At 59.7% G+C, this 23,386-nt stretch carries 23 protein-coding genes; 16 read left to right on the top strand and 7 right to left on the bottom strand.

Features of this window, described 5'->3' with window-relative positions; translation table 11 throughout:
* Window positions 1–34: 34 nt before the first annotated feature.
* On the top strand, window positions 35–865 hold the full coding sequence (locus KB892_RS14175) for a helix-turn-helix transcriptional regulator (protein WP_004171423.1): 831 nt from the start codon (window positions 35–37) through the stop codon (window positions 863–865).
* Here the strand turns inward: KB892_RS14175 and KB892_RS14170 are convergent.
* Window positions 844–3,153, bottom strand: coding sequence for a helix-turn-helix domain-containing protein (locus tag KB892_RS14170; protein ID WP_004152126.1), 2,310 nt, complete (start codon window positions 3,151–3,153; stop codon window positions 844–846). The two genes, KB892_RS14175 and KB892_RS14170, sit on opposite strands and share 22 nt — an antisense overlap.
* Before the next feature lie 171 nt (window positions 3,154–3,324).
* Between KB892_RS14170 and KB892_RS14165 the strand changes: the two genes are divergently transcribed.
* A complete protein-coding gene (locus tag KB892_RS14165; protein ID WP_002901900.1) occupies window positions 3,325–4,494 on the top strand; it encodes a M20 aminoacylase family protein in 1,170 nt (389 codons plus the stop codon).
* Window positions 4,495–4,519: 25 nt separating this feature from the next.
* Window positions 4,520–5,911 (top strand): MFS transporter, encoded by a 1,392-nt coding sequence (locus tag KB892_RS14160; protein WP_002901901.1) that lies wholly within the window; start codon window positions 4,520–4,522, stop codon window positions 5,909–5,911.
* On the opposite strand, the gene pspF is transcribed toward KB892_RS14160, so the two are convergent.
* A complete protein-coding gene (gene pspF / locus KB892_RS14155; protein ID WP_004148137.1) occupies window positions 5,902–6,891 on the bottom strand; it encodes a phage shock protein operon transcriptional activator in 990 nt (329 codons plus the stop codon). The genes KB892_RS14160 and pspF overlap by 10 nt on opposite strands.
* Before the next feature lie 152 nt (window positions 6,892–7,043).
* Between pspF and pspA the strand changes: the two genes are divergently transcribed.
* The 6 genes from pspA to KB892_RS14125 all read left to right on the top strand — a co-directional run bounded on the left by pspA (window position 7,044) and on the right by KB892_RS14125 (window position 11,156).
* The gene (pspA, locus tag KB892_RS14150; RefSeq protein ID WP_002901908.1) at window positions 7,044–7,712 is read left to right on the top strand and encodes a phage shock protein PspA; all 669 of its coding nucleotides are present in this window, start codon (window positions 7,044–7,046) and stop codon (window positions 7,710–7,712) included.
* A 55-nt stretch (window positions 7,713–7,767) separates the two neighbouring features.
* Complete coding sequence (pspB, locus tag KB892_RS14145; protein WP_002901911.1) at window positions 7,768–7,992, top strand: envelope stress response membrane protein PspB; 225 nt, start codon at window positions 7,768–7,770, stop codon at window positions 7,990–7,992.
* Window positions 7,992–8,351 carry an envelope stress response membrane protein PspC gene (gene pspC, locus KB892_RS14140; RefSeq protein WP_002901913.1) on the top strand — a complete coding sequence of 120 codons (360 nt, stop codon included), beginning with the start codon at window positions 7,992–7,994 and terminating at the stop codon, window positions 8,349–8,351. The genes pspB and pspC overlap by 1 nt, the downstream gene beginning before the upstream one ends.
* Before the next feature lie 28 nt (window positions 8,352–8,379).
* Complete coding sequence (gene pspD / locus KB892_RS14135) at window positions 8,380–8,598, top strand: phage shock protein PspD (protein WP_002901915.1); 219 nt, start codon at window positions 8,380–8,382, stop codon at window positions 8,596–8,598.
* A 102-nt stretch (window positions 8,599–8,700) separates the two neighbouring features.
* A complete protein-coding gene (locus KB892_RS14130) occupies window positions 8,701–10,098 on the top strand; it encodes a YcjX family GTP-binding protein (protein ID WP_002901917.1) in 1,398 nt (465 codons plus the stop codon).
* The gene (locus KB892_RS14125; protein ID WP_004152127.1) at window positions 10,095–11,156 is read left to right on the top strand and encodes a TIGR01620 family protein; all 1,062 of its coding nucleotides are present in this window, start codon (window positions 10,095–10,097) and stop codon (window positions 11,154–11,156) included. Before KB892_RS14130 ends, KB892_RS14125 begins: the two co-directional genes overlap by 4 nt.
* 89 nt (window positions 11,157–11,245) lie before the next feature.
* Here KB892_RS14125 and KB892_RS14120 read toward each other — a convergent pair whose 3' ends face one another.
* A complete protein-coding gene (locus KB892_RS14120) occupies window positions 11,246–12,100 on the bottom strand; it encodes a LysR substrate-binding domain-containing protein (RefSeq protein ID WP_002901974.1) in 855 nt (284 codons plus the stop codon).
* Between the two features lie 158 nt (window positions 12,101–12,258).
* Here KB892_RS14120 and KB892_RS14115 point away from each other — a divergent pair, with 158 nt between their 5' ends.
* The 3 genes from KB892_RS14115 (at window position 12,259) to KB892_RS14105 (ending at window position 16,440) form a co-directional block, all read left to right on the top strand.
* A complete protein-coding gene (locus KB892_RS14115) occupies window positions 12,259–13,572 on the top strand; it encodes a 6-phospho-beta-glucosidase (RefSeq protein WP_002901977.1) in 1,314 nt (437 codons plus the stop codon).
* A gap of 172 nt (window positions 13,573–13,744) precedes the next feature.
* On the top strand, window positions 13,745–15,286 hold the full coding sequence (tyrR, locus tag KB892_RS14110; protein ID WP_002901979.1) for a transcriptional regulator TyrR: 1,542 nt from the start codon (window positions 13,745–13,747) through the stop codon (window positions 15,284–15,286).
* Window positions 15,287–15,387: 101 nt separating this feature from the next.
* Entirely contained in the window at window positions 15,388–16,440 is a 1,053-nt protein-coding gene (locus tag KB892_RS14105) for an AbrB family transcriptional regulator (protein ID WP_004152128.1), read from the top strand.
* Between the two features lie 70 nt (window positions 16,441–16,510).
* On the opposite strand, the gene tpx is transcribed toward KB892_RS14105, so the two are convergent.
* Window positions 16,511–17,017 (bottom strand): thiol peroxidase, encoded by a 507-nt coding sequence (tpx, locus tag KB892_RS14100; protein WP_004152131.1) that lies wholly within the window; start codon window positions 17,015–17,017, stop codon window positions 16,511–16,513.
* Window positions 17,018–17,119: 102 nt separating this feature from the next.
* Between tpx and ycjG the strand changes: the two genes are divergently transcribed.
* Entirely contained in the window at window positions 17,120–18,085 is a 966-nt protein-coding gene (ycjG, locus tag KB892_RS14095; RefSeq protein WP_004152133.1) for an L-Ala-D/L-Glu epimerase, read from the top strand.
* On the opposite strand, the gene mpaA is transcribed toward ycjG, so the two are convergent.
* A complete protein-coding gene (gene mpaA / locus KB892_RS14090; RefSeq protein WP_004152134.1) occupies window positions 18,082–18,789 on the bottom strand; it encodes a murein tripeptide amidase MpaA in 708 nt (235 codons plus the stop codon). The genes ycjG and mpaA overlap by 4 nt on opposite strands.
* Window positions 18,790–18,861: 72 nt before the next feature.
* Between mpaA and KB892_RS14085 the strand changes: the two genes are divergently transcribed.
* Both KB892_RS14085 and KB892_RS14080 read left to right on the top strand, forming a co-directional pair.
* Window positions 18,862–18,978, top strand: a complete 117-nt coding sequence (locus KB892_RS14085; protein ID WP_004148146.1) for a hypothetical protein — start codon at window positions 18,862–18,864, stop codon at window positions 18,976–18,978.
* A complete protein-coding gene (locus KB892_RS14080) occupies window positions 18,975–20,591 on the top strand; it encodes a peptide ABC transporter substrate-binding protein (protein WP_004152135.1) in 1,617 nt (538 codons plus the stop codon). The genes KB892_RS14085 and KB892_RS14080 overlap by 4 nt, the downstream gene beginning before the upstream one ends.
* Before the next feature lie 167 nt (window positions 20,592–20,758).
* Here the strand turns inward: KB892_RS14080 and KB892_RS14075 are convergent, their stop codons facing one another.
* Window positions 20,759–21,145 carry a VOC family protein gene (locus KB892_RS14075; protein ID WP_004152136.1) on the bottom strand — a complete coding sequence of 129 codons (387 nt, stop codon included), beginning with the start codon at window positions 21,143–21,145 and terminating at the stop codon, window positions 20,759–20,761.
* Window positions 21,146–21,375: 230 nt separating this feature from the next.
* Between KB892_RS14075 and KB892_RS14070 the strand changes: the two genes are divergently transcribed.
* Window positions 21,376–22,209: a DUF6216 family protein gene (locus tag KB892_RS14070; protein WP_004152137.1), complete on the top strand. Its 834-nt coding sequence runs from the start codon at window positions 21,376–21,378 to the stop codon at window positions 22,207–22,209.
* A gap of 124 nt (window positions 22,210–22,333) precedes the next feature.
* On the opposite strand, the gene KB892_RS14065 is transcribed toward KB892_RS14070, so the two are convergent.
* Window positions 22,334–23,218 (bottom strand): LysR family transcriptional regulator, encoded by an 885-nt coding sequence (locus KB892_RS14065; protein WP_004152138.1) that lies wholly within the window; start codon window positions 23,216–23,218, stop codon window positions 22,334–22,336.
* Window positions 23,219–23,386 lie beyond the last annotated feature (168 nt).

Raw genomic sequence — 23,386 nt, 5'->3', positions numbered from 1 at the left:
ATAAATTCTAACAGGCAGAACCCACAGGCAGATGATGAACACTTCTGACAACCATGCTTTAGGCGATTTTCTCCGCGCCCGCCGCCAGCGTCTCGATCCGGCAACGTTTGGCTTCCCGGCGGGACGCCGGCGCACCCCGGGGCTGCGCCGCGAAGAGGTCGCGCAGCTCGCCAGCATCAGCCCGACCTGGTATACCTGGCTTGAACAGGGGCGCGGCGGGGCGCCTTCCCGCGAGGTGCTGGAGCGGATCGCCCGCGGTCTGCGGCTGACCACCCCGGAGCGCGAACATCTGTTTATTCTCGCCTTTGGCCATCCGCCGCAGACGCGTCTGACGGTGACGGATGATATGACGCCGCGGCTGCAGCGGGTGCTTGACGCTTTCACCATTCCGGCGATTATCCGCACCGCCAGCTGGGACGTCATCGCCTGGAATGCGCCGGCGGCCAGGGTGCTGACCGACTACAGCCAACTGCCGCTGGCGGAGCGCAACGTGCTGCGCCGCCTGTTTACCCGGCCGGAGGCCCGCTGCACTCTGGAGGACTGGCAGAGGGTGGGGCAGCTTATCGTCAACGCCTTCCGCGCCGACGTCACGCGGATGGGCGCCACGAAAGAAACTGACCAGTTGATCGCGGAGCTCAGCCAGCAGAGCGTCGAGTTCGCCCGTTTTTGGCAAAGCCATGACGTCGCCGGTCATGGAGAAGGCTATAAGCGCATTAACCACCCGCAGATGGGTCAGCTCGACCTGGAATTTACCTCCTTTGCCGTGGAGGGCCGTCCCGATCTTTCCCTGCTGGTCTTTAATCCGGCAACGACGGAAAGCCAGCGGAAAATTCACGGTTTACTTCAGGGGGCTGTGGGCGACTGAGGGGTAAACTCGTACAGCGCCAGCGCGTTGCTCTGCAGCGAGTCGATCCGCAGCCAATAGCCATTGAGCCTGGCTTCATCCACGCTGAGCGCCGGACGGGCCTGATGCATCAGCCACTGATAATCCTCGGCGTCAGGGCCGCTGCGGCTGCGAAAGGCGTCCACCAGCGGGAACAACGCGCCGTGGTGCTGATCGAACAGGTGCTGTTTGATGCGCCAGCTGCCATCCAGGCCCTGCAGCCGCACGCTGTAGGGCTGGCTGAAGCGCTGGATAAAGGCCGCTTCGCTGGAGAGCCAGGGATTGTAGACCACCGTATTGCGCAGCAGCAGCTGGTAGTGACCCTGGTGGTGGAGCAGCAGCAGGTTTTTATCGTGAACCAGGATCTCGCCGCGCAGCCGCCGCCAGAGCCAGAGTACCCAGTAAACCGGGCGCGGCAGGCCGTGCAGATAGTGCAGCGCCAGGCTGGAGGTATCGAGCTTGCCGTTGGCGCGAGCTTCGCCCTGGAGGCCTGAATTTAACCAGAAGCCCGCCAGCCAGACCTGGTCCGCCACCCCCAGCAGATTATCCATCAGCAGCGCGCCGCGAAAAAAGCGGCCGTTGGTATCCCGCGTATCGCCGGTCAGCGTATTCCAGGAGAGCAGCCACAGCGGCAGGTTGAGCTGACGCTGGCGCAGGGCGCTGTGGATCTGCCGCAGCTTGTGCAGCGGATAATGTTCGCTGGAGGCCAGGCGGCTGCTGTCTGCCTGGGCCAGATCCAGCTGTTCGTTGGCATCTGCCTGGCAGGCGAGAAAATCCGCCTCTGCCAGCAGCGGCGAGTGGAACAGCGGATCGTTCCCGGGATCGCTGGGAGCAAAGCGGTGCCAGATCCCCAGCTGCGGCTGCGGCAGCAGGCGATGAAGGACCCCGCGCTGCTGCCGCCAGGCGGCCTGGCGCGCAGCTTCGCTGGCCTGCGGCGACCAGTGCCAGACAAAGCGCCAGCTATTGAGCGTGGCTGGCGGAAAATGGTTGGCGGCGAGCTGCAGGAAGCGCTGCAGCAGGTCGCTGCGGGTGGTGACGCCGGTGTGCAGGATCACCTGCCAGCCCATCGCCGCCAGCCAGCTAAAAATCTGCTGCAGGTTGTACCAGCAGGCGTAGCCGGCCATCTGCGGATCGTCCCAGCCGGTGCCGAACAGCCGACTGCTGAGAAAGGGATCGTTGATATCGATGGCATACACCGGTAGGGCGTGGTGCAGCTGTTCGAGTTCCCGGCGCACATCTTCGCGCAGCAGATCGTCCAGTTCGCGCACGGTCACCACCATCCGGGTATGGCGCAGCGCTGCGGGGCGCGCTGGACGATCGCGCAGATTGATCTCCCGGGTCTGCGGTGGGTTGATCGGCAGGGGGGGACTTTCCCGGTCGCGTGGTTCCGGCTCATTGAGTCGCGCATACAGCCGGTCGGCCGCCACCGGCTGCCAGCGATCGGCCTGCGGCGGGCGCGGTCGGGCAAGCTCCAGAGGATGCTGTTCACGATACTGGCGCGGCGTCACGCCGTGCTGGCGCTTAAACAAATCGCTCATCATTCGCGTACTGGCGAATCCCTGTTCGCGGGCGATTTGCTGGACGGTTTTGCGGGTGGTTAATAGCTGGTCGGCGGCGTGGCGCAGGCGCAGCGCGGTGAGGTACTGGACAAAACTTACCCCGACCTCTTTGCGAAATAAGCGTGACAGCCAGGCCTCGGAGACAAATTCCGCGGCCGCCACCTCCTGCAACGAGAGGCGACGCTGATAGTTAGCGTCGATCCGCGCTACCACGCTGGCTATTCTCCGGCTCCATTTTTCGGTATCGCGCCGGGGCGTGGAGGCGATGGGCTGGCTAAAGCGCGTGGCCAGCAGCAGCGCTATCTCACTCAGCCAGCGGTTGGCCTCCAGTCGGTAATGGCCAGGATGATTGACCAGGCCGCTCACCAGCAGCTGGCGCATCAGGCGACGCAGGCCGTCATCGGCATCCCGGGTGCGCGGCGTTATCTGGTAATCGACGGCAAAAAAGGCATTATCGAGGCGGGCCAGCCAGCTGGCGGAGAGGGTGAGGATCATCACGGCGTTGGCCCCGGCGCTGCGCAGGCTCCAGCGACGGTTGCGGTTAACGATCGCCAGCCCGTCGGCGACGAGCGGTTGCGACGCACCTTCCGCCACCGCCAGATTTACGCTTCCCTCCAGCACCCACAGCAGCGTCAGCAGATCGCTTTCCGGCTGGGTCAGCTGACGCACATCGCGTACGGTGACGCTAAAGTCGCCTGCATGCTGCTCCACATGACTCTCCTCTGTAGACAAAAAACAACCGGTTGTTTTTTGTCATAACCGATATGTATGAAAAACACTCATTGATTTTTCGTCAATATAAAACAAAAAAGCGCGCCTGCAAGCTGAGCCACCCGCATAAACTCGAAAGTGTCGTGCAAACACAACACAGGAATAACAAAAATGACACATCCGTTGCTAGAAGCATTGCAGGTTAACGAGGCGCAATTTATCGCTCTGCGTCGTCGGTTCCACCAGCAGCCGGAGATCGGCTTTGAAGAGCACCAGACCAGCAGCGAGGTCGCCCGACTGCTTGGCGAGTGGGGATACGAGGTTCACCGCGGCCTGGCGGGCACCGGAGTGGTGGGCACGCTGCGCGTCGGCGAGGGGAAAAAACGCCTTGGCCTGCGGGCGGATATGGATGCCCTGCCGATGCAGGAGCGGAGCGGTAAGCCGTGGGCAAGCCAGGTTGAAGGGCGCTTTCACGGCTGCGGCCATGACGGGCACACCACCACGCTGCTCTACGCAGCTGAATATCTGGCGCGCACCCGGCAGTTTACCGGCACGCTGCAGCTGATTTTCCAGCCCGCGGAAGAGTTGCTGTACGGCGGGCGGGTAATGGTCGAGGACGGTCTGTTTGACCAGTTCCCCTGCGACGCCATCTTCGGCCTGCACAATATGCCGGGTCAGCCGTTGGGCAAGATCGGCCTGCGCGACGGGGCGATGATGGCCTCCTCCGATACGCTGCATATTGAAGTGAAGGGCGTTGGCGGCCACGGCGCGGTGCCGGAGCATACGGTGGATGCCACGCTGGTGGCCTGCCATATTACCCTCGCGCTACAGTCCATTGTCTCGCGCAATATCACCCCGTTTGAACCGGCGGTGGTGACCGTCGGCAGCATCCAGGCCGGTCATGCGCCCAATATCATTAACGATCACGTGCTGATGAAGCTCACGGTGCGCACCCTCAATGAGCAGGTGCGCGAGACCGTGCTGCAGCGGATCCATGATATCGCCGTGGCCCAGGCGGAGAGCTTCAATGCCACCGCCACGCTGACCCACGTCAACGGCAGCCCGGTGTTGCGTAACGATCCGGCGACGAACGCCATGGTGCGGGAGGTGGCGACAGCGCTGTTTGGCGCAGAGCAGGTGGGCGAGGTGAAGCCGTTTATGGGCAGTGAAGATTTTGCCTTCATGCTGGAGCAGCACCCGCATGGCAGCTATTTCACCATCGGCGCTGGCGATGAGCCGGATCGCTGCATGGTGCATAACCCGGGGTATGACTTCAACGACGCGCTGTTGCTGACCGGCGCGGCGCTGTGGTGCGGCCTGACGGAACGCTATCTGCGCTAATCACGAGAAACGGGAGGGCCATGCGATGAGCACTGTCACAATAAGCGACACCCCGTTTGTCGGCAACGATCGCCTGCTGGTGGGGATTGTGTTAAGCGTTTTAACCTTCTGGCTGTTCGCCCAGTCGGTGATTAACGTGGTGCCGGCGATGATAAGCAGTCTTGATATCTCTCTTGAGACCTTAACCCTGGCCGTCAGTCTCAGCGCGCTGTTCAGCGGCTGCTTCGTGGTCGCCAGCGGCGGTCTGGCGGACAAGTTTGGCCGGATGCGGATGACCACCATTGGGCTGGGGCTGAGTATCGTCGGCAGCGCCATGCTGGTGGTCGCTCAGGGACCGGGGCTGTTCCTCGCCGGCCGGGTGCTGCAGGGGCTGTCAGCGGCCTGCATTATGCCGGCGACGCTGGCGCTGATTAAGACCTGGTATGAGGGGCGTGCGCGGCAGCGGGCGGTCAGCTTCTGGGTCATCGGCTCGTGGGGCGGCAGCGGTCTCTGTTCCTTCGTTGGCGGGGCTATCGCCACCGGACTGGGCTGGCGCTGGATCTTCGTCTTCTCGATCGCCGTTGCCCTGCTGGCGCTGTTTTTGCTGCGCGGCACGCCGGAGAGCCGCAGCGCCAGCGCCAGCCAGCATAAGCTGGACGTCGGCGGTCTGCTGAGCCTGATTGTTGCGCTGGTGCTGGTGAATCTGTTTATCAGCAAGGGCCACGGCTGGGGCTGGAGCAGCCCGCTGTCGTTGACCATGCTGGCCGGGGCGCTGGCGGCGGGGACGATATTTATCCGCAACGGCATGCGCAAAGGCGAGGCGGCGTTGATTGATTTTGCGCTGTTCCGCAATCGGGCCTACGGTGCGGCAGTGCTGTCGAACTTTCTGCTCAATGGGGCGATTGGCACCATGATGATCGCCAGCATCTGGCTGCAGCAAGGGCACCACCTGACGCCGCTGGAGAGCGGGATGATGACCCTCGGCTATCTGGTGACCGTCCTGGCGATGATCCGGGTCGGCGAGAAGCTGCTGCAGCGCTATGGCGCCCGGCTGCCGATGATGGCCGGTCCGGTGTTGACCGCTATCGCCATCGCGCTGATATCCTGCACCTTTCTCGAAAAGGCGCTGTATATCGGGGTGGTGTTCGCCAGCAACGTGCTGTTTGGCCTCGGACTGGGCTGCTACGCCACGCCATCGACGGATACCGCGGTGGCCAATGCCCCGGAGAACAAAATCGGCGTCGCCTCGGGGATCTATAAGATGGGCAGCTCGCTGGGCGGGGCGATGGGTATCGCCGTGACAGCGTCACTTTTCGCGCTGTTTTTACCGCTGGGCATGGCCCATGCCGCCCAGTATGCCCTGTGGTTTAACGCCGTCTTATGTCTGGGGGCGATGGCGGTGAGCGCGCTGCTGCTGCCGCGCGCCTCTCACAGCTGATGCTTTTTCAGCAGCGCGCGGAGCTGGTGATAGGTTAATCCCAGCAGCTCCGCCGCCTGCTTCTGATGATACTTCGCCTGCTCCAGACTCCGCTGCAGCAGGCGTTTTTCCTGCTGGAGCTGGAAATCGCGCAGATCCAGCGGTAGCGCGGGCAGCTCATCGCCGGGCGCGGCTTCCGGCGGAGAGCCGGGGGACTGACGAAAAGGATTAATAATAATCGCGTCCAGCTCATGTTCGCTGTCGCCGTGGCGATACACCGAGCGCTCAACCACGTTCTTCAGTTCGCGAATATTCCCCGGCCAGCGGTAGCCGAGCAGCGTCGCGGTCGCTCGTTCGCTAAAGCCGGGAAACAGCGGCAGACCGAGTTCGCGGCACATCTGGATGGCAAACTGGTTGGCGAGCAACATGATGTCGCTCTGCCGGTCGCGCAGCGGGGGGAGCTGTACCACGTCGAAGGCCAGGCGGTCGAGCAGGTCGGCGCGAAAATGACCTTCCTCGACCATCTGCGGCAGGTCAGCGTTGGTGGCGCACACCAGCCGGACGTTAACCTGCAGCGGCTGGCTGCCGCCCACGCGCTCCAGCTCGCCATATTCAATCACTCTTAACAGCTTCTCCTGCACCAGCATTGGGGCTGTCGCCAGCTCATCGAGAAACAGCGTCCCGCCGTCGGCGCGCTCGAAGCGCCCGGGATGGCGCTTGCTGGCCCCGGTGAAAGCCCCGGCTTCGTGGCCGAACAGCTCCGAGTCGAGCAGATTATCGTTCAGCGCCGCGCAGTTCAACGAGATAAACGGCCCCTGCCAGCGGCTGGAGAGGTAGTGGAGACGGTTAGCGATAAGCTCTTTCCCGGTGCCGCGCTCGCCGATGACCAGCACCGGTTTATCCAGCGGGGCCAGCCGGGAAACCTGTTCCAGCACCTCGAGAAAGCTGTTGGCCTCGCCCAGCAGATTATCCTTGTACTGCGCCATGATGAATTTCGCCATTAAGTAGTGTAATTAACCAGGTGACTGTAGCAATGCCCAGCACGTTTCGCAACCACCCTGTTTAAAATCAATAAGATAAAAAGTTGGCACGCCATTTGTATTAGCTAAGCCACAGGTGAATGCCTGAAACCAGAACTATGAGGATTGAAATTATGGGTATTTTTTCTCGTTTTGCCGACATCGTGAACGCCAACATCAACTCCCTGCTGGAGAAAGCGGAGGACCCGCAAAAGCTGGTGCGTCTGATGATCCAGGAGATGGAAGACACGCTGGTTGAGGTGCGTTCGACATCGGCCCGCGCGCTGGCGGAAAAGAAACAGCTGTCCCGTCGTATTGAGCAGGCGGTCGCCCAGCAGGCGGAATGGCAGGAAAAAGCCGAGCTGGCCCTGCGCAAAGAGAAAGAAGATCTGGCCCGGGCGGCGCTGATCGAAAAACAAAAGCTGACCGACCTTATCGCTCAGCTGGATCATGAAGTGCAGCTGGTGGATGAAACCCTGGCGCGGATGAAAAAAGAGATTGGCGAGCTGGAGAACAAACTCAGCGAAACCCGCGCCCGTCAGCAGGCGCTGGCGCTGCGCCATCAGGCGGCGAGTTCGTCCCGCGATGTGCGTCGCCAGCTGGACAGCGGTAAACTGGATGAGGCGATGGCGCGCTTTGAATCCTTTGAGCGTCGCATCGATCAGATGGAAGCGGAAGCGGAGAGCCACCGCTTTGGCAAGCAGCAGACGCTGGATCAGCAGTTTGCCGAACTGAAAGCGGACGATGAAATCAGCGAGCAGCTGGCGGCGTTGAAAGCCAAAATGAATCAGTCCAACCAGTAAGTATGATTGCGCGGCGCGGCGTTGCGCCGCGGCTCACCCCCTGTAAGGAGTACACATGAGCATGCTTTTTCTCGCCATTCCGCTGACGCTGTTTGTGCTGTTTGTTCTGCCGGTCTGGCTGTGGCTGCACTACAACAATCGCGGCGCCAACGGCAGTCTGACGCAAAATGAGCAGCAACGGCTGCTGCAGTTGACCGATGACGCGAAGCGGATGCGCGAACGCATTCAGGCGCTGGAAGCGATCCTGGATGCCGAACATCCGAACTGGAGGGACAAATAATGGCCGGACTGGATCTGAATAAAAAACTGTGGCGTATCCCGCAGCGCGGGATGGTGAAGGGCGTCTGCGCGGGTATTGCTCAGCATCTTGATGTCCCGGTGAAGCTGGTGCGCCTGATTACCGTGCTGGCGATGATTTTCGGCCTCTTTTTCTTTGTCCTGGTGGCCTACATCATTTTGACTTTTGCTCTGGATCCGATACCGGACAGCGAGCTTTACGGTCATAAAGCGCCGAGCAATGGCGATCTGCTGGCCGCCGTGGATGCCGAACTGGCCTCCGGTGAACAGCGTCTGCGTGAAATGGAGCGGTATGTGACCTCCGACACCTTTACGCTGCGCAGCCGCTTTCGCCAGCTGTAAACCCTGTTTCTAACGAATGAGGCAACGCATGAATAGCAAATGGCAACGCGCCGGGCAGCAGGTGAAGCCCGGTCTGAAAATCGTCGGTAAGCTGGCGCTGCTGACCGCGCTGCGTTATGGCCCGGCGGGCGTTGCCGGCTGGGCGGTTAAATCGGTCGCGCGTCGGCCGCTGAAAATGCTGCTGGCGGTGGCGCTGGAGCCGCTGCTCAGCCGGCTGGCCAACCGCGTCACGCGCGGGATGAAATAATGCCGCCGTGGGGAAGGCGCAAAAGGATTAACGTTGTCCTGCTTATCCCCGGCAGATAGCTTATGATGACGAGACATACCTTCAGGGCATAACGGACTGGCGATGAAGCGACTGAAAACTGAATTGAATGCGCTGGTCAACCGCGGGGTTGACCGGCATTTACGTCTGGCGGTGACCGGCCTGAGCCGGAGCGGTAAAACGGCGTTTATCACCGCGCTGGTCAACCAGCTGTTGAATATCCACACCGGCGCCCGCCTGCCGCTGCTGAGCGCCGCACGCGAAGAGCGGCTGCTCGGCGTCAAGCGCGTGCCGCAGCGGGACTTTGGCATTCCCCGATTCACCTACGACGAAGGGCTGGCCCAGCTGTACGGCCAGCCCCCCATGTGGCCAACCCCGACGCGCGGGGTGAGCGAGATCCGTCTCGCGCTGCGCTACCGTTCGAATGACTCCCTGCTGCGCCATTTTAAAGATACCTCCACGCTGTATCTGGAGATCGTCGACTATCCGGGGGAGTGGCTGCTCGACCTGCCGATGCTGGCGCAGGATTATCTGAGCTGGTCACGACAGATGACCGGGCTCCTGCAGGGACAGCGTGCGGAGTGGTCGGCCCGCTGGCGGCAGCTGTGCGCCGGGCTGGATCCGCTAGCCCCTGCCGACGAGGCTCGGCTGGCGGATATCGCTGCCGCCTGGACGGACTATCTCCACGCCTGTAAGCGTGAAGGGCTGCACTTTATCCAACCCGGGCGCTTTGTCCTGCCCGGAGAAATGGCGGGCGCGCCGGCGCTGCAGTTTTTCCCGTGGCCCGACGTCGACGCCGTCGGCGAAGCCAAGCTGGCGCAGGCCGATAAACACAGCAACGCCGGCATGCTGCGCGAACGCTACAAATACTATTGCGAAAGGGTGGTGAAGGGGTTCTACAAAGAGCACTTCCTGCGCTTCGACCGGCAGATTGTGCTGGTGGACTGTCTGCAGCCGCTCAACAGCGGGCCGCAGGCGTTTAACGATATGCGCCTGGCGCTGACCCAGCTGATGCAAAGTTTCCATTACGGGCAGCGCACCTTGTTCCGCCGGTTGTTTTCGCCGGTTATCGACAAGCTGCTGTTTGCCGCTACCAAAGCCGATCACGTCACGATCGATCAGCACAGCAATATGGTGTCGCTCCTGCAGCAACTGATTCAGGACGCGTGGCAGAACGCCGCCTTTGAAGGGATCAGTATGGATTGCCTGGGGCTGGCGTCCATTCAGGCGACCCAGAGCGGGCTGATTGAGGTGAATGGCGAGAAAATTCCCGCCCTGCGCGGCAATCGCCTGAGCGACGGCCAGCCGTTGACCATCTATCCCGGTGAGGTGCCGGCGCGCCTGCCGGGCCAGGCCTTCTGGCAGCAGCAGGGATTTCAGTTTGAAAACTTTCGTCCGCAGGTCATGGATGTCGATCGGCCTTTGCCGCACATTCGTCTCGACGCGGCGCTGGAATTTTTGATTGGAGATAAACTGCGATGAGCGAACCGTTAAAACCGCGGATTGATTTTGATGGGCCGCTGCAAGCGGAGAAAATTCCGCCGCTGAAAGGCGCTCGCGCCTTCGACACCCTGGAGGCGGACAACTTCGCGCCAGCGCGGCTGGTGACCGGCGAAGAGGAAGAGGGGGCGGCGGAAGCGGTGGTGGAGTCGGTCCTGCGACCCAAACGCAGCCTGTGGCGGCGGATGGTCAGCGCCGGACTGGCGATCTTCGGCGTCAGCGTCGTGGCGCAAGGCGTGCAGTGGACGGCTAACGCCTGGCAGACCCAGGACTGGATTGCGCTGGGCGGCTGCGTCGCCGGGGCGCTGATCGTCGGAGCCGGCGTCGGTTCGCTGGCCACCGAGTGGCGCCGTCTGTGGCGACTGCGCCAGCGCGCCCACGAACGCGATGAAGCGCGCGATATGCTGCACAGTCACGCGGTCGGTAAAGCGAAAGCGTTTTGTGAGAAGCTGGCGCAGCAGGCCGGGCTGGATCAGTCGCATCCGGCGCTGCAGCGCTGGTATGCCGCGATCCACGAAACGCAAAGCGACCGTGAAGTGGTGAGCCTTTATGCGCAGCTGGTGCAGCCGGTGCTCGATGCCCAGGCGCGGCGGGAAATCAGCCGTTCGGCGGCGGAGTCGACGCTGATGATTGCCGTCAGCCCGCTGGCGCTGGTGGATATGGCGTTTATCGCCTGGCGGAACCTGCGGCTGATCAACCGAATTGCCACGTTGTACGGCATTGAGCTCGGGTATTACAGCCGTCTGCGACTGTTTCGCCTGGTGTTGCTCAATATCGCTTTCGCTGGCGCCAGCGAACTGGTGCGCGAGGTGGGCATGGACTGGATGTCGCAGGATCTGGCGGCCCGGCTGTCGGCGCGCGCCGCGCAGGGCATTGGCGCCGGCCTGCTGACCGCCCGTCTCGGGATCAAGGCGATGGAGCTGTGCCGCCCGCTGCCGTGGATCGCCGATGATAAACCGCGACTCGGCGATTTTCGTCGCGAGCTGATTGGGCAGTTGAAAGAGACCCTGCAGAAAAGCAAAACCCACCCGGAGAAGTAACCTCCGCTCAGAGACATCGCCGGGCGGCGGCTTCGCCTTGCCCGGCCTTCGACGTCAAGCTCTGGTACGTGCACCCTGGCAATATTCGATTAGGCGCATTCCGCCGCCAGCCACTCGCTGAAGGCGCGAAAGCGCGGGCGGGAACGGTTCTCCTGCGGACAAATCAGGTCATAGCCAAAGGGCGAGGGCGCTTCATTTTCAGACAAGGCCACCAGCCTGCCGGCGTCGAGCAGCGGCTGGATCAGCGTTTTACGCCCCATCACCACGCCGAGTCCATTGAGCGCCATCTCGATGGCCAGCGAGTGGTTATTCACCGCGTAATACCGGCCGTCAAAAGGTAACGCCTGTCCGCTGTGCTGGCACCACAGGCGCCATTCCGCAAATTGATCCTGTACGTCGGTGGATTCGCACGCATGGATCCAGACGAGCGCCGCCGGGTCGCCGCCGCTCAGCGGACGATACTGCTGGCGATAACGCGGGGAGCAGACCGGGAGCAAACTTTCCGCCATCAGCCGCTGTTGATAAAGATCGGGATAGCGCGTGGCGCCGTAGTAAATTGCCAGATCCACCCGCTCCTCGTTAAAATCCATCACCCCGGCGCGCACGCGAAACTGCAGATTCAGTCCCGGCCATTGCGTCTGAAAGCGCGGCAGACGCGGCATTAGCCACAGATGGGCCAGCGTCGGCGCAATACCAATATGCAGCGTGCCGCGCAGATCCTGATCGCGAATATCCTCAATTTCATCGTTAATCGCCCGCAGCGAATGGCTTAACGTCGCCAGCAGCCGCTTACCTTCCTCTGTCAGCGCCAGTTTACGCGTCATGCGGATAAACAGGCGAAACCCGATGTGCATCTCCAGCCTGCGGATCCGATGGCTGACCGCTCCCTGGGTAAGGTTCATTTCATGCGCGGCAAGGGTAAAGCTCAGGTGGCGGGCGGTCACCTCAAAGGTCTGCAGCAGCGCAAGGATGCTTTGTTGCTCAAGCGCAGATTGTCTCCCTTATGCATTAATTGAGTTCATGCATAGGCCGATTTAATTCGTTTGTTAGGCCAGTTTTGCCGGTTTTAAATAGTTATATCGTAACTAAACCGAGGTATACCATGTCAGGACTCAAAATTGTGGTGATTGGCGGTGGCTCCAGCTACACCCCGGAACTGATTGAAGGTTTGCTCAACCGCTATCATGAAATGCCAGTCGCTTCGCTATGGCTGGTGGACATTGAAGAGGGCAAAGAGAAAGTCGAGATTATCGCCGGACTGGCGCGGCGAATGATCGCCAAAGCCGGGCTGACTATTGAAGTGGTGGCCACCCTTGACCGGGAAAGCGCGCTGCGCGATGCCGATTTCGTCTGCTCGCAGTTTCGCGCCGGCTGCCTTGACGCCCGGATCAGCGATGAACGTATCTCCCTCAAGTATGGCTTGATCGGCCAGGAGACCAATGGCCTCGGCGGCTTCGCCAACGCCTGTCGCACCATTCCCATCGCCCTGGAGATCGCTGCCGATATGGAGCGACTGTGTCCCGACGCCTGGCTGCTGAACTTTACCAACCCGTCGGGGATGGTGACCGAAGCGATCCTGCGCCACAGCCGCATCAAAGCCGTCGGCCTGTGTAACGTGCCGGTGATTATGCAAAAAGGGATAACCACTCTGCTGCAATGCGCTGACGAAAAAGAGGTGGTGATGCAGGTCGCCGGCCTGAACCACTTTATCTTCGTGCGCCAGATCCTGCACAAAGGTAAAGAATGGCTGCCGGAGGTGATAGCCGAGATCAACGCCGGTCGGGATCCGCTGGTGCCGCGCAACATTCCGCCGTTCCGTTGGCCGTCGCATCTGCTGCAGGGCTTAGGCATGATCCCCTGCGCCTATCTGCGTTATTACTACATGAAAGACGATCTGCTGCGCCAGGAGCTGGCGGAGGCGGGCGGCGAAGGAACCCGCGGGGAAGTGGTTAAGCAGCTGGAAAAAATCTTGTTTGACCAGTACCGCGACCCGCACCTGGCAGTCAAACCGAAGGCGCTGGAAGGGCGCGGCGGCCAGTACTATTCCGAGGCGGCCTGCGAGCTGATGAATGCCATCTACAACGACAAGCGGATTATCATGCACGTCAACACGCGTAATAACGGCGCCATCAATGGCCTGCCGGATGACTGCGCGGTAGAGGTCAGCTCGCTGATTACCGCTTCTGGTCCGCTACCTCTCAATGTGGCGCCGTTCCCGGAAGATACCCTGCGTTTGCTGCAGCTGATGAAATCATTTGAACGGCTGACTATCGAGGCCGCGCTCACCGGCAACCGCCATACCGCATGGCGTGCTCTGATGCTGAATCCGCTGATCGTCAGCGGCGAGAAGCTCGAACTGGCGTTGGATGAGGTGATCGCTGAGAACCGTCAGTGGCTGCCTGCTTTCCACGCCTGACCCAAGACTCACCGGCCGCCTGGCCGGTGATTTAACCACTGACCGTCTGACTTTACGCCACAGCGCCCATTTTTCCGCCACACTGTCAATAATTGTTGACAGTTAGCTTCCCGAAAACCCATTCCTGGCCTATTATTCTCCCGTCATTGGCACTTTTAGGGTGAACACTCCCATGCGTCTTGAAGTCTTTTGTGAAGACCGTCTCGGTCTGACTCGTGAATTGCTCGATTTGCTGGTGCTGCGTGGTATTGACCTGCGCGGTATCGATATTGACCCTATTGGCCGAATTTACCTCAATTTCGCCGAACTGGAATTCGCCACGTTCAGCAGCCTGATGGCTGAGATCCGCCGTATCGCCGGCGTGACGGACGTGCGCACCGTGCCCTGGATGCCGTCTGAACGTGAACACCTGGCGCTCAGCGCGCTGCTGGTAGCGATGCCGGAGCCGGTGCTGTCGCTGGATACCAAAGGTCGGGTGGAACTGGCGAACCCCGCCAGCTGCCTGCTGTTTGGCCAAAGCCAGGCGAAGCTGCGTAACCACCCGGTGGCCCAGCTGATCGCCGATTTTAACGTTCAGCGCTGGCTGGAGAGCAGCCCGCAGGAGACGCATGCGGAGCATGTGGTGGTGAATGGGCAGAACTACCTGCTGGAAGTGACTCCGGTCTATCTGGAAGGAGAGCATAACGAGCGAGTGCTGACCGGCGCCGTGGCGATGTTGCGCTCAACCGTGCGCATGGGACGCCAGCTGCAGACCATGACCAGCCAGGATACCAGCGCTTTCAGTCAGATCCTCGCGGTGGGGCCGAAAATGCGCCACGTGGTGGAGCAAGCGCGCAAGCTGGCGATGCTCAGCGCGCCGCTGCTGATTGTCGGCGACACCGGCACCGGTAAAGATCTGCTGGCCCATGCCTGCCATCTGGCCAGTCCGCGGGCGGGCAAACCCTATCTGGCGCTCAACTGTGGCTCCATTCCCGAGGACGCGGTCGAGAGCGAGCTGTTTGGCGACGCGCTGCAGGGCAAGAAGGGCTTCTTCGAGCAAGCCAACGGCGGCTCGGTGCTGCTGGATGAAATTGGCGAGATGTCGCCGCGCATGCAGACCAAGCTGCTGCGCTTTCTCAACGACGGCACCTTCCGCCGCGTTGGCGAGGATCATGAAGTGCACGTCGATGTGCGGGTGATCTGCGCGACGCAGAAAAACCTGATCGAGCTGGTGCAGAAAGGGCTTTTCCGCGAAGATCTCTACTATCGCCTCAACGTCCTGACGCTGTATCTGCCGCCGCTGCGCGATTGCCCGCAGGACATCATGCCGCTGACGGAGCTGTTCGTGGCCCGCTTTGCCGACGAGCAGGGGATCCCGCGGCCGAAGCTCTCTGCCGATCTCAGTACGGTGCTTACCCGCTACAGCTGGCCCGGCAACGTCCGCCAGCTGAAGAATGCCGTCTATCGCGCACTGACCCAGCTGGAAGGATTTGAGCTGCGTCCACAGGACATTCTGCTGCCGGACCATGACGTCGCCTCGCTGCCGGTGGGCGAGGAGGCCATGGAAGGGTCGCTGGACGACATCACCCGCCGCTTTGAGCGCTCGGTGCTGACCCAGCTCTATCGCAGCTACCCCAGCACCCGTAAGCTGGCGAAGCGGCTGGGGGTGTCGCATACCGCCATCGCCAATAAGCTGCGTGAATATGGTCTGAGTCAGAAAAAGGGCGACGAATAATCCCGCCAGGCCGGCGACCCACGTCGCCGGCATCCCGGCCTGCAAAGCGGGCCAAACCTGTATATACTGGTTTTTTAATCCTTTTTCCGGGGTGGTGCATCTTGGCGTCGCGTCGCGCGATCGGGCACTGGCTGATATTGCTGCTGCTCTCTGTTCTCTTTTCCTCGCTGCTGTTACGAATACACCTGCCGGCAGCGCTGCTGCTGGGGCCGCTGATCGCCGGTCTCATTTTGAGCCTGCGCGGGGTGAAGCTGAGCATCCCTCGCCCCTGTTATCTGGTGGCGCAGGCCATTGTCGGCTGCATGATCGCCCGGGCGATTAATCCCTCTGTTTTTGGCGTGCTGTTCAACAACTGGGCGCTGGTGCTGGCGATCCTGTTGACCACCCTGGCGATAAGCGGCCTTACCGGCTGGCTGCTGGTCCGCTACAGCGCGCTGCCGGGCGCCACTGGCGCCTGGGGAAGCTCTCCCGGCGGCGCGTCGGCAATGGTGGTGATGGCCCAGGAGTACGGGGCCGATGTGCGGCTGGTGGCGCTCATGCAGTATCTGCGGGTGCTGTTTGTCGTCGGCGCGGCGGCGCTGGTGGTGCGCTATGCCCTGGGCAATGAAGCACAGGAAATGACTCAGGATATTGTCTGGTTTCCATCGTTGACCCTGAATTTCCCTTTCACGCTGCTGCTGACGGCGGTGGCCTGTTGGCTGGGCATGCGGCTGCGCATCCCCTCCGGGGCCATGCTGCTGCCGATGCTGCTTGGCGCCCTGGCCCAGGGCGGCGGCTGGCTGATGCTGGAGCTGCCGGAGTGGCTGCTGGCGATGGCCTATGCGGTGCTGGGCTGGACGGTGGGGCTCCAGTTTAATAAAGCCATTTTTCTGCTGGCCCTCAAGACGCTGCCGCAGATTATCGCCTCCATCATCGGACTGATCCTGATGTGCGCCCTGATGGCCCTTGCCCTGACCCACATTCTGCAGATGGACTTTATGACCGCCTATCTGGCCACCAGCCCCGGCGGCCTGGACACGGTGGCGATTATCGCCGCCGGCACCCGGGCGGACATGTCGTTTATTATGGCGCTACAGACGCTGCGGCTGTTTACCATTTTGCTGACCGGCCCGGCGATGGCGCGGGCTATCTCCCGCTATGCGCCGCGGCAATAAAAAGCCCTCGCAGAGCGAGGGCTGGGCAGATCGAATGTCCGCGAGCGCGATGCGCCCGGGCAATCTGTTATCAGGCTTTCAGGGCGGCCAGCGCGGCGTCGTAGTCCGGCTCTTCGGTGATTTCGTTCACCAGCTGGCTGTAGACGACCTGATCGTTTTCATCGATAACGACCACCGCACGGGCAGCCAGGCCAGCCAGCGGACCGGTGGCGATGGCGACGCCGTAGTCAGCGAGGAAGGACGCGCCGCGCAGCGTGGACAGGGTGACCACATTGCTCAGGCCTTCCGCGCCGCAGAAGCGGGACTGGGCGAACGGCAGGTCAGCGGAAATGCACAGCACTACGGTGTTGTCCAGTTCAGCGGCCAGCTGGTTGAATTTACGCACTGATGCGGCACACACGCCGGTATCAATGCTCGGGAAAATATTCAGTACTTTACGTTTGCCGGCGTACTGGCTCAGCGCGACGTCAGAGAGATCTTTGGCGACCAGCGTAAACGGCTGCGCTTTAGCGCCTGCCTGCGGAATGGTGCCCTGAACAGAAACGGGGTTGCCCTGGAAATGCACGGTTTGTGACATGGTTATCTTCCTGTTTACATATAGTTAACGTCGCGAGTAGTGTATGACATCCGCCAGCTACACGGCAAACCCTATTTAACATTTACCAGAGAGGACAAGGGAATGCGTAACGTGCGAGTGTATGAGGAAGCCTGGCCGCTCCATACCCCTTTTGTGATCGCCCGCGGTAGCCGCAGCGAGGCAAAAGTGGTGGTAGTGGAACTGGAAGAGGACGGCGTGAAAGGGGTAGGCGAATGCACACCCTATCCCCGCTATGGCGAGAGCATCGCCTCGGTCATGGCCCAGGTGATGGCGATCGGCGAGCAACTGGAGGCGGGGCTTACCCGCGAACAGCTGCAGCGGCTGCTGCCGGCAGGCGCCGCCCGCAATGCCATTGACTGCGCGCTATGGGATCTGCAGGCCCGGCGCGAAGGCAAAACCTTGGCCCAGCTGTTGGGCGTGGCGTTGCCTGACCGGGTGATTACCGCCCAGACGGTGGTCATTGGCACGCCGGATCAGATGGCGGCCAGCGCCGCGGCGCTGTGGCAGGCAGGGGCCCAGCTGTTGAAGGTGAAGCTCGACGATCGACTGATCAGTGAGCGGCTAATCGCTATCCGCCAGGCGGCGCCGGAGGCTACGCTGATTGTTGACGCCAATGAGTCCTGGCACAGCGAGGGGCTGGCGGCGCGCTGTCAGCTGCTGGCGGACCTCGGTGTGGCGATGCTTGAGCAGCCGCTCCCCGCCGACGACGACTCGGCGCTGGAAAACTTCGTTCATCCGCTGCCGATTTGCGCCGACGAGAGCTGCCACACCCGGGAGAGCCTGCCGCGGCTGCGCGGGCGCTATGAGATGATCAATATCAAACTGGATAAAACGGGCGGCCTGACCGAAGCGCTGGCTCTGGCCGGGGAGGCGGAACGGCAGGAATTTGAACGGATGCTGGGCTGTATGCTCTGCACCTCGCGCGGGATCGCCGCCGCGCTCCCTCTGGCGCCGCTGGCGCGCTTCGCTGACCTCGACGGCCCGACATGGCTGGCGGTGGACGTTGAGCCGGCGCTGCGGTTCAGCACCGGCGTGCTTCATCTTTAAGCCTGCCAGCGCAGCAGATCGGTCATCGCCGGCAGGTAACGCTCCGTTGCCTCGTCGGCGGAGACCGGCGGGAACTCGGCGGTGATGCAGGGGAGTCCGATATCGGCGCACCAGCTGCCAAAGGAGCCCGGCGTGTCGTAGCCCACGCTGCCCACCAGCGGCAGGGAGAAGGCGTCGGCCAGCCAGCGACCCAGCGGGCTGTGGCCCGGATCTTCGATGCAGGCCAGCGGATCGTGAAAGGAGACCACCCACGCCGGATGAATCTGATGGATCAACTGACACAGGGCCTCGGTCTCCCGTTCCGAACCCGGCTGCTCGCCGGTCAACAGCACCACGTCGCGCTCCGCCGCCGCGCTATTCCAGCGGTAAACCGTTTCCCCTTGCTTCCAGTTGGCTGCCGGAAAGTTACGGTTGAGGTCAACGCCGCGGGCATTGGCGCGCAGCCCGAGCTGACAGCCGTCAGGATTGACCGTCAGCACCACGTGGTGGCGGCGCAGCTCGGGTTTCAGGGTGCGCAGGGCGCAGGAGAGGGTCACAATCGACGAATTCTCATCACCGTGGGTACCGGCAATAATCAGCCCGCTACGGCTGTCGGCCTGCGGCGCAGGAAACCACAGCAGCGGCGCGCCCAGTTCCGAGCTGCCATACTGCCGGGTTCCCGGCGGAAAGTCGCCGCGCTGCGGGCGAGGACGTGAAATAGACATAGGGCTTCCTGTGTGTCGTTATTATTTAGTGTTGGCGAAAAGCGTATCGGGATCAAACCCATTCCCTGAGGCGTGAAATCCGACGGCACATCAATTTTCTATCATATGTCGTTTGCAATTTCAGGTGATGAAACAAATAATTATCGCTCTGTTGGCGGTATTTTTTTCATTTTAAAGGGGATCTTATGAAGTATCCTGTCGCTTTGACATGCGGCGCGCTGTGGTTAGCCAGCGTATCTTCTCTGGCCTGGGCGGCTGACGTACCGCCGGGCACGGTACTGGCGGAAAAACAGCTGTTAGTGCGCCATATCAAAGATGAACCCGCCTCGTTAGATCCCGCCAAAGCGGTGGGCCTGCCGGAAATCCAGGTGATCCGCGATCTGTTTGAAGGTTTAGTCAATCAGGATGCGAAAGGCAACCTGGTTCCAGGCGTAGCGACCCGCTGGCAGAGCAACGATAACCGCGTCTGGACCTTTACCCTGCGTGATAATGCCCGCTGGTCCGACGGCACGCCGGTTACTGCCGAAGATTTCGTCTATAGCTGGCAGCGTCTGGTGGATCCGAAAACCACTTCGCCGTTCGCCTGGTTCGCGGCGCTGGCGGGGATCGCTAACGCGCAGAACATTATTGACGGCAAAGCCGCGCCGGAGACCCTGGGAGTCACCGCCGTCGACGCCCACACCCTGCGGGTGCAGCTGGATAAACCACTGCCGTGGTTCAGCAACCTGACCGCCAGCTTTGCCTTCTATCCGGTGCAAAAGGCGAATGTCGAGAGCGGGGCGAACTGGACGCGGCCCGGCAGCCTGGTGGGCAACGGCGCCTATGTTCTGAAAGACCGTGTGGTCAATGAGAAGCTGGTGGTGGTGCCGAACACGCACTACTGGGATAACGCCAAAACGGTGATCCAGCAGGTCACCTTTGTGCCGATTAACCAGGAGTCCGCCGCCACCAAGCGCTATCTTGCAGGGGATATCGATATCACCGAGTCTTTCCCGAAAAATATGTACCAGAAACTGCTGAAGGATATTCCGGGGCAGGTGTATACCCCGCCGCAGCTGGGTACCTACTATTACGCTTTCAATACCCAAAAGGGGCCGACGGCGGATGAGCGGGTACGCCTGGCGCTGAGCATGACCATCGATCGCCGGGTGATGGCGGAGAAAGTACTGGGGACCGGGGAAAAACCGGCCTGGCGCTTCACGCCGGACGTGACGGCGGGCTTCACCCCCCAGCCGTCACAGTTTGAGAGCATGAGTCAGGCTGAGCTTAATGCCCAGGCGAAAGCCCTGCTGGCTGCCGCGGGCTATGGCCCGAATCGTCCGCTGAAGCTGACGCTGCTGTATAACACCTCTGAGAACCACCAGAAGATTGCCATCGCGGTGGCGTCGATGTGGAAGAAAAACCTCGGCGTGGAAGTGAAGCTGCAGAACCAGGAGTGGAAAACCTATATCGACAGCCGTAACACCGGCAATTTCGACGTGATCCGCGCTTCGTGGGTGGGGGACTACAACGAGCCGTCCACCTTCCTGTCGCTGCTGACCTCCACCCACAGCGGAAATATTTCGCGCTTTAACGATCCGGCGTACGACAAAATCCTCGCCCAGGCGGCGGTAGAGAATTCGGCCAAAGCGCGTAACGACGATTACAACGCGGCGGAAAAGATCATTATGGTCAAAGCGCCGATCGCGCCGATCTACCAGTACACTAACGGCCGATTGATTAAGCCGTGGCTGAAAGGCTACCCGATCACCAACCCGGAAGATGTGGCCTACAGCCGTACCATGTATATCGTGAAGCACTAACCGGTACTGGTTGCCTGATAACGCAAGGTAACCACGTATAAACCCAGAGCTGGCGCGTCTTGCCGCGCCAGTTTCTCCTGCTCTCCTTCTCGCGCCACAGTAGAAAGTCTCACTTTTCTGGCAGTATGGCCAAATGATGCCAGGTTCTACCATCTGGTCGCGAAGCATCAGAAGATCTCATCCGCCGGGTTTTTATCATGATGCTCAACGTATTCGGCAATCATGCCATCCGGATGCCGAACCAGCATGTTCCAGCCGGTGGGCACGGCCTTCACCGGGTTGATAATCGTTGCCCCGGTGGAAGGCAGATGTTTCTCCCAGGCGGTAATGTCGTTTACCAGGAAAGTGGCCTCGGTGGCGCGAAACGGAGCCAGGCTTTGCTCGGTTCCGCCAATTAAAAGCACGGAACCCACCTGCGCCAGTTTGAGATCGTATTCGGGATAGTCAAAACGTAACCTTGCCTTTTGCGAAATGAGATGTTCATAAAACGAAACGGTTTCTTCAAAGCGGGCAATCAGCACGCATCGACGGATCAGGATATTAAGGACTTTCATTATATCTCCTTCGCCATTTTCTCAGAGATAGCGTAGCAGCACTGAGGTGGAATGTAAGGCTCAAGTAGCAGAAGAGCGTGACGTATAGTTGTGGCCTGCGTATAAGAAGATATCGGCAATGACCTTGTGCGCTGGATAAGAAAAGTTGCAGTTAAAAAATATTTATTTTGTAATGATGCTGTGGTGTGATTGCTGAGCATACGATTAGCGGGATGATTAAGAGGGGCTAGATGGAAAGTTTAATTTCTTCGATATGGAATTTTGATGGACTGATAAATATCGCGTTAATTTTTGTTACTTTTGGTTTATTAGGAGTGTTTATCTGGAAACGGGCAGGATCCGCATATTCTTTATTGAACCGGCTATGGGAGTTCTGCCTGGGAGGGAAAACGTTTCACGACGGTAAAATAAATGCATATTTCAATGAGAGAAATGATGTTGAACGTTTTAATGTTTTATTTAATGTCGGCGCAAGAAATAAAGAAGAGATCAAGTCACTGATTAACTGGACGAAAAAGAAAAATATAGATATTCGTCATGTCACAGCCGCGAAAGGATGGTTTGAAATATCAACGCTTAAGGCAATAAAACCATTATTTATCGCTAATGTTGGTGTATTTGTCTCTTGTGTGTTAACTATGCTGCTATTATCAAATTTTATGTTGCTGGCATTGAAGCCATCCGCACTAGTACGATTAGGCGACGACAAGTCATGGGTTTGGATTAATGATCATATTGCTGAGAGTTCGATCTGGACCAATAATTACCTTCCCCTGAACTGGACTGAGTGGAAGCTCGATAAAAAACAGTGTGAAAGTGAAGATTTCGATAAAACGGTTTTCTCAGAAAAAGCGGGGATAAGTGTGCGCTCGGTTGACAGGATTTGTGAGAACTTTTCAAGTGGTTCGTTGAGTGATACTATAAATAATATTATTAAAAATCAAAAACTGGCATGGGTTTTGGCTATTTACCCCTTCATCTTTACGATTATTTGCTTTTTTAGCTTGTTACGCAGAGGTGCTGCTTCTAAACTTTATAATGAAGTACATAACTCACAAAATTAATATTTATATAAATTCATTTCCGTCTGGCATTACTGTTTGCATCGATCGGAATTAAATGACAGGTCCGAGTACAGAAGCTGTCACCGGCCGCTACCGGTTGCCTGCTGCCTGCAGGCAACCTCAGCTACATTCGCAATGTATCAATGACCGCTCTCAGCGCGGGCGACACATTGCGGTGCGGGTAATAGAGAAATGAACCTTCCAGACGCTGGCTATAACGCTGGAGCACCCGGATAAGTGTGCCCTGGGCTAGATCGTCGGTAATCAGCTCTTCCGGGACATAGGCCAGCCCCAGACCGAGCCTCGCCGCTTTGGCCTCCATATAGCTATCGGCGAAAGCCCACTGTCCCTGAGGTGGGTGGGTGATTTTTTTGCCATCCACATTAAGTTCCCAGGCGTAAAGGCTGCCGTCGCCGAACTGATAAGCGATGCAGGGGTGGGCGACTAAATCGGCGGGCGTTTGTGGAAAGCCGTAGCGGCGAAAATGTTCCGGTGTACCCACCACCGCCATCTCCATATCGGGCGAAATGCGTACCGCAATCATGCCGCTTCCGACTTCCGGGCCCAGACGTACGCCCGCATCAAATCGCTGCGCAATAATATCGACAAACCGGCTTTCGCTGATCAGTTCCAGTCTGATATCGGGATAGCGTTGTTTAAATACTGCCAGCTTCGGCAGCAGGACTTTATCAATGGCATGCTGGCTGGCATTGATGCGTACCGTACCGGAGGGCGTTTGACGATAGTGGGCCAGCGTGGCGAGTCCCATATCTAAGGCGTCGAAACCGGATTCGACATTGTGATAGAGCTGCTCACCCGCCTGAGTGAGCGACAACCGGCGGGTGGTACGCACCAGAAGCTGAACGCCCAGCCGCTCTTCAAGTTCACGAACCGCACGGCTTACACCGGACTGCGCCAGGCCAAGTCGTTGCGCTGCGGCGGTAAAACTGCCTTCCCGCACCACCTGCATAAACAGATAAAGGTCATTATAGTTTTCCCGTTTCGCCATTATCCTGCCTCGTCACCCAGATGCCATTTAGAACAATATGGTATTAATTTTAGCATTTTTCAGCCTCTAATCAGAACCATTACTGCTGGCTACACTAAGCGCACGACAACAAAGCACAGCAGCGTTGTCTACTGAAGACTTGCATTGATCACGTTTATTTAGGGGAAT

The organism is Klebsiella sp. P1927 (genome assembly GCF_018204675.1).
Taxonomy (GTDB): domain Bacteria; phylum Pseudomonadota; class Gammaproteobacteria; order Enterobacterales; family Enterobacteriaceae; genus Klebsiella; species Klebsiella pneumoniae.
The sequence above is the reverse complement of the archived record's forward strand: the minus strand, read 5'-3'. Positions and strand labels throughout refer to the sequence as shown.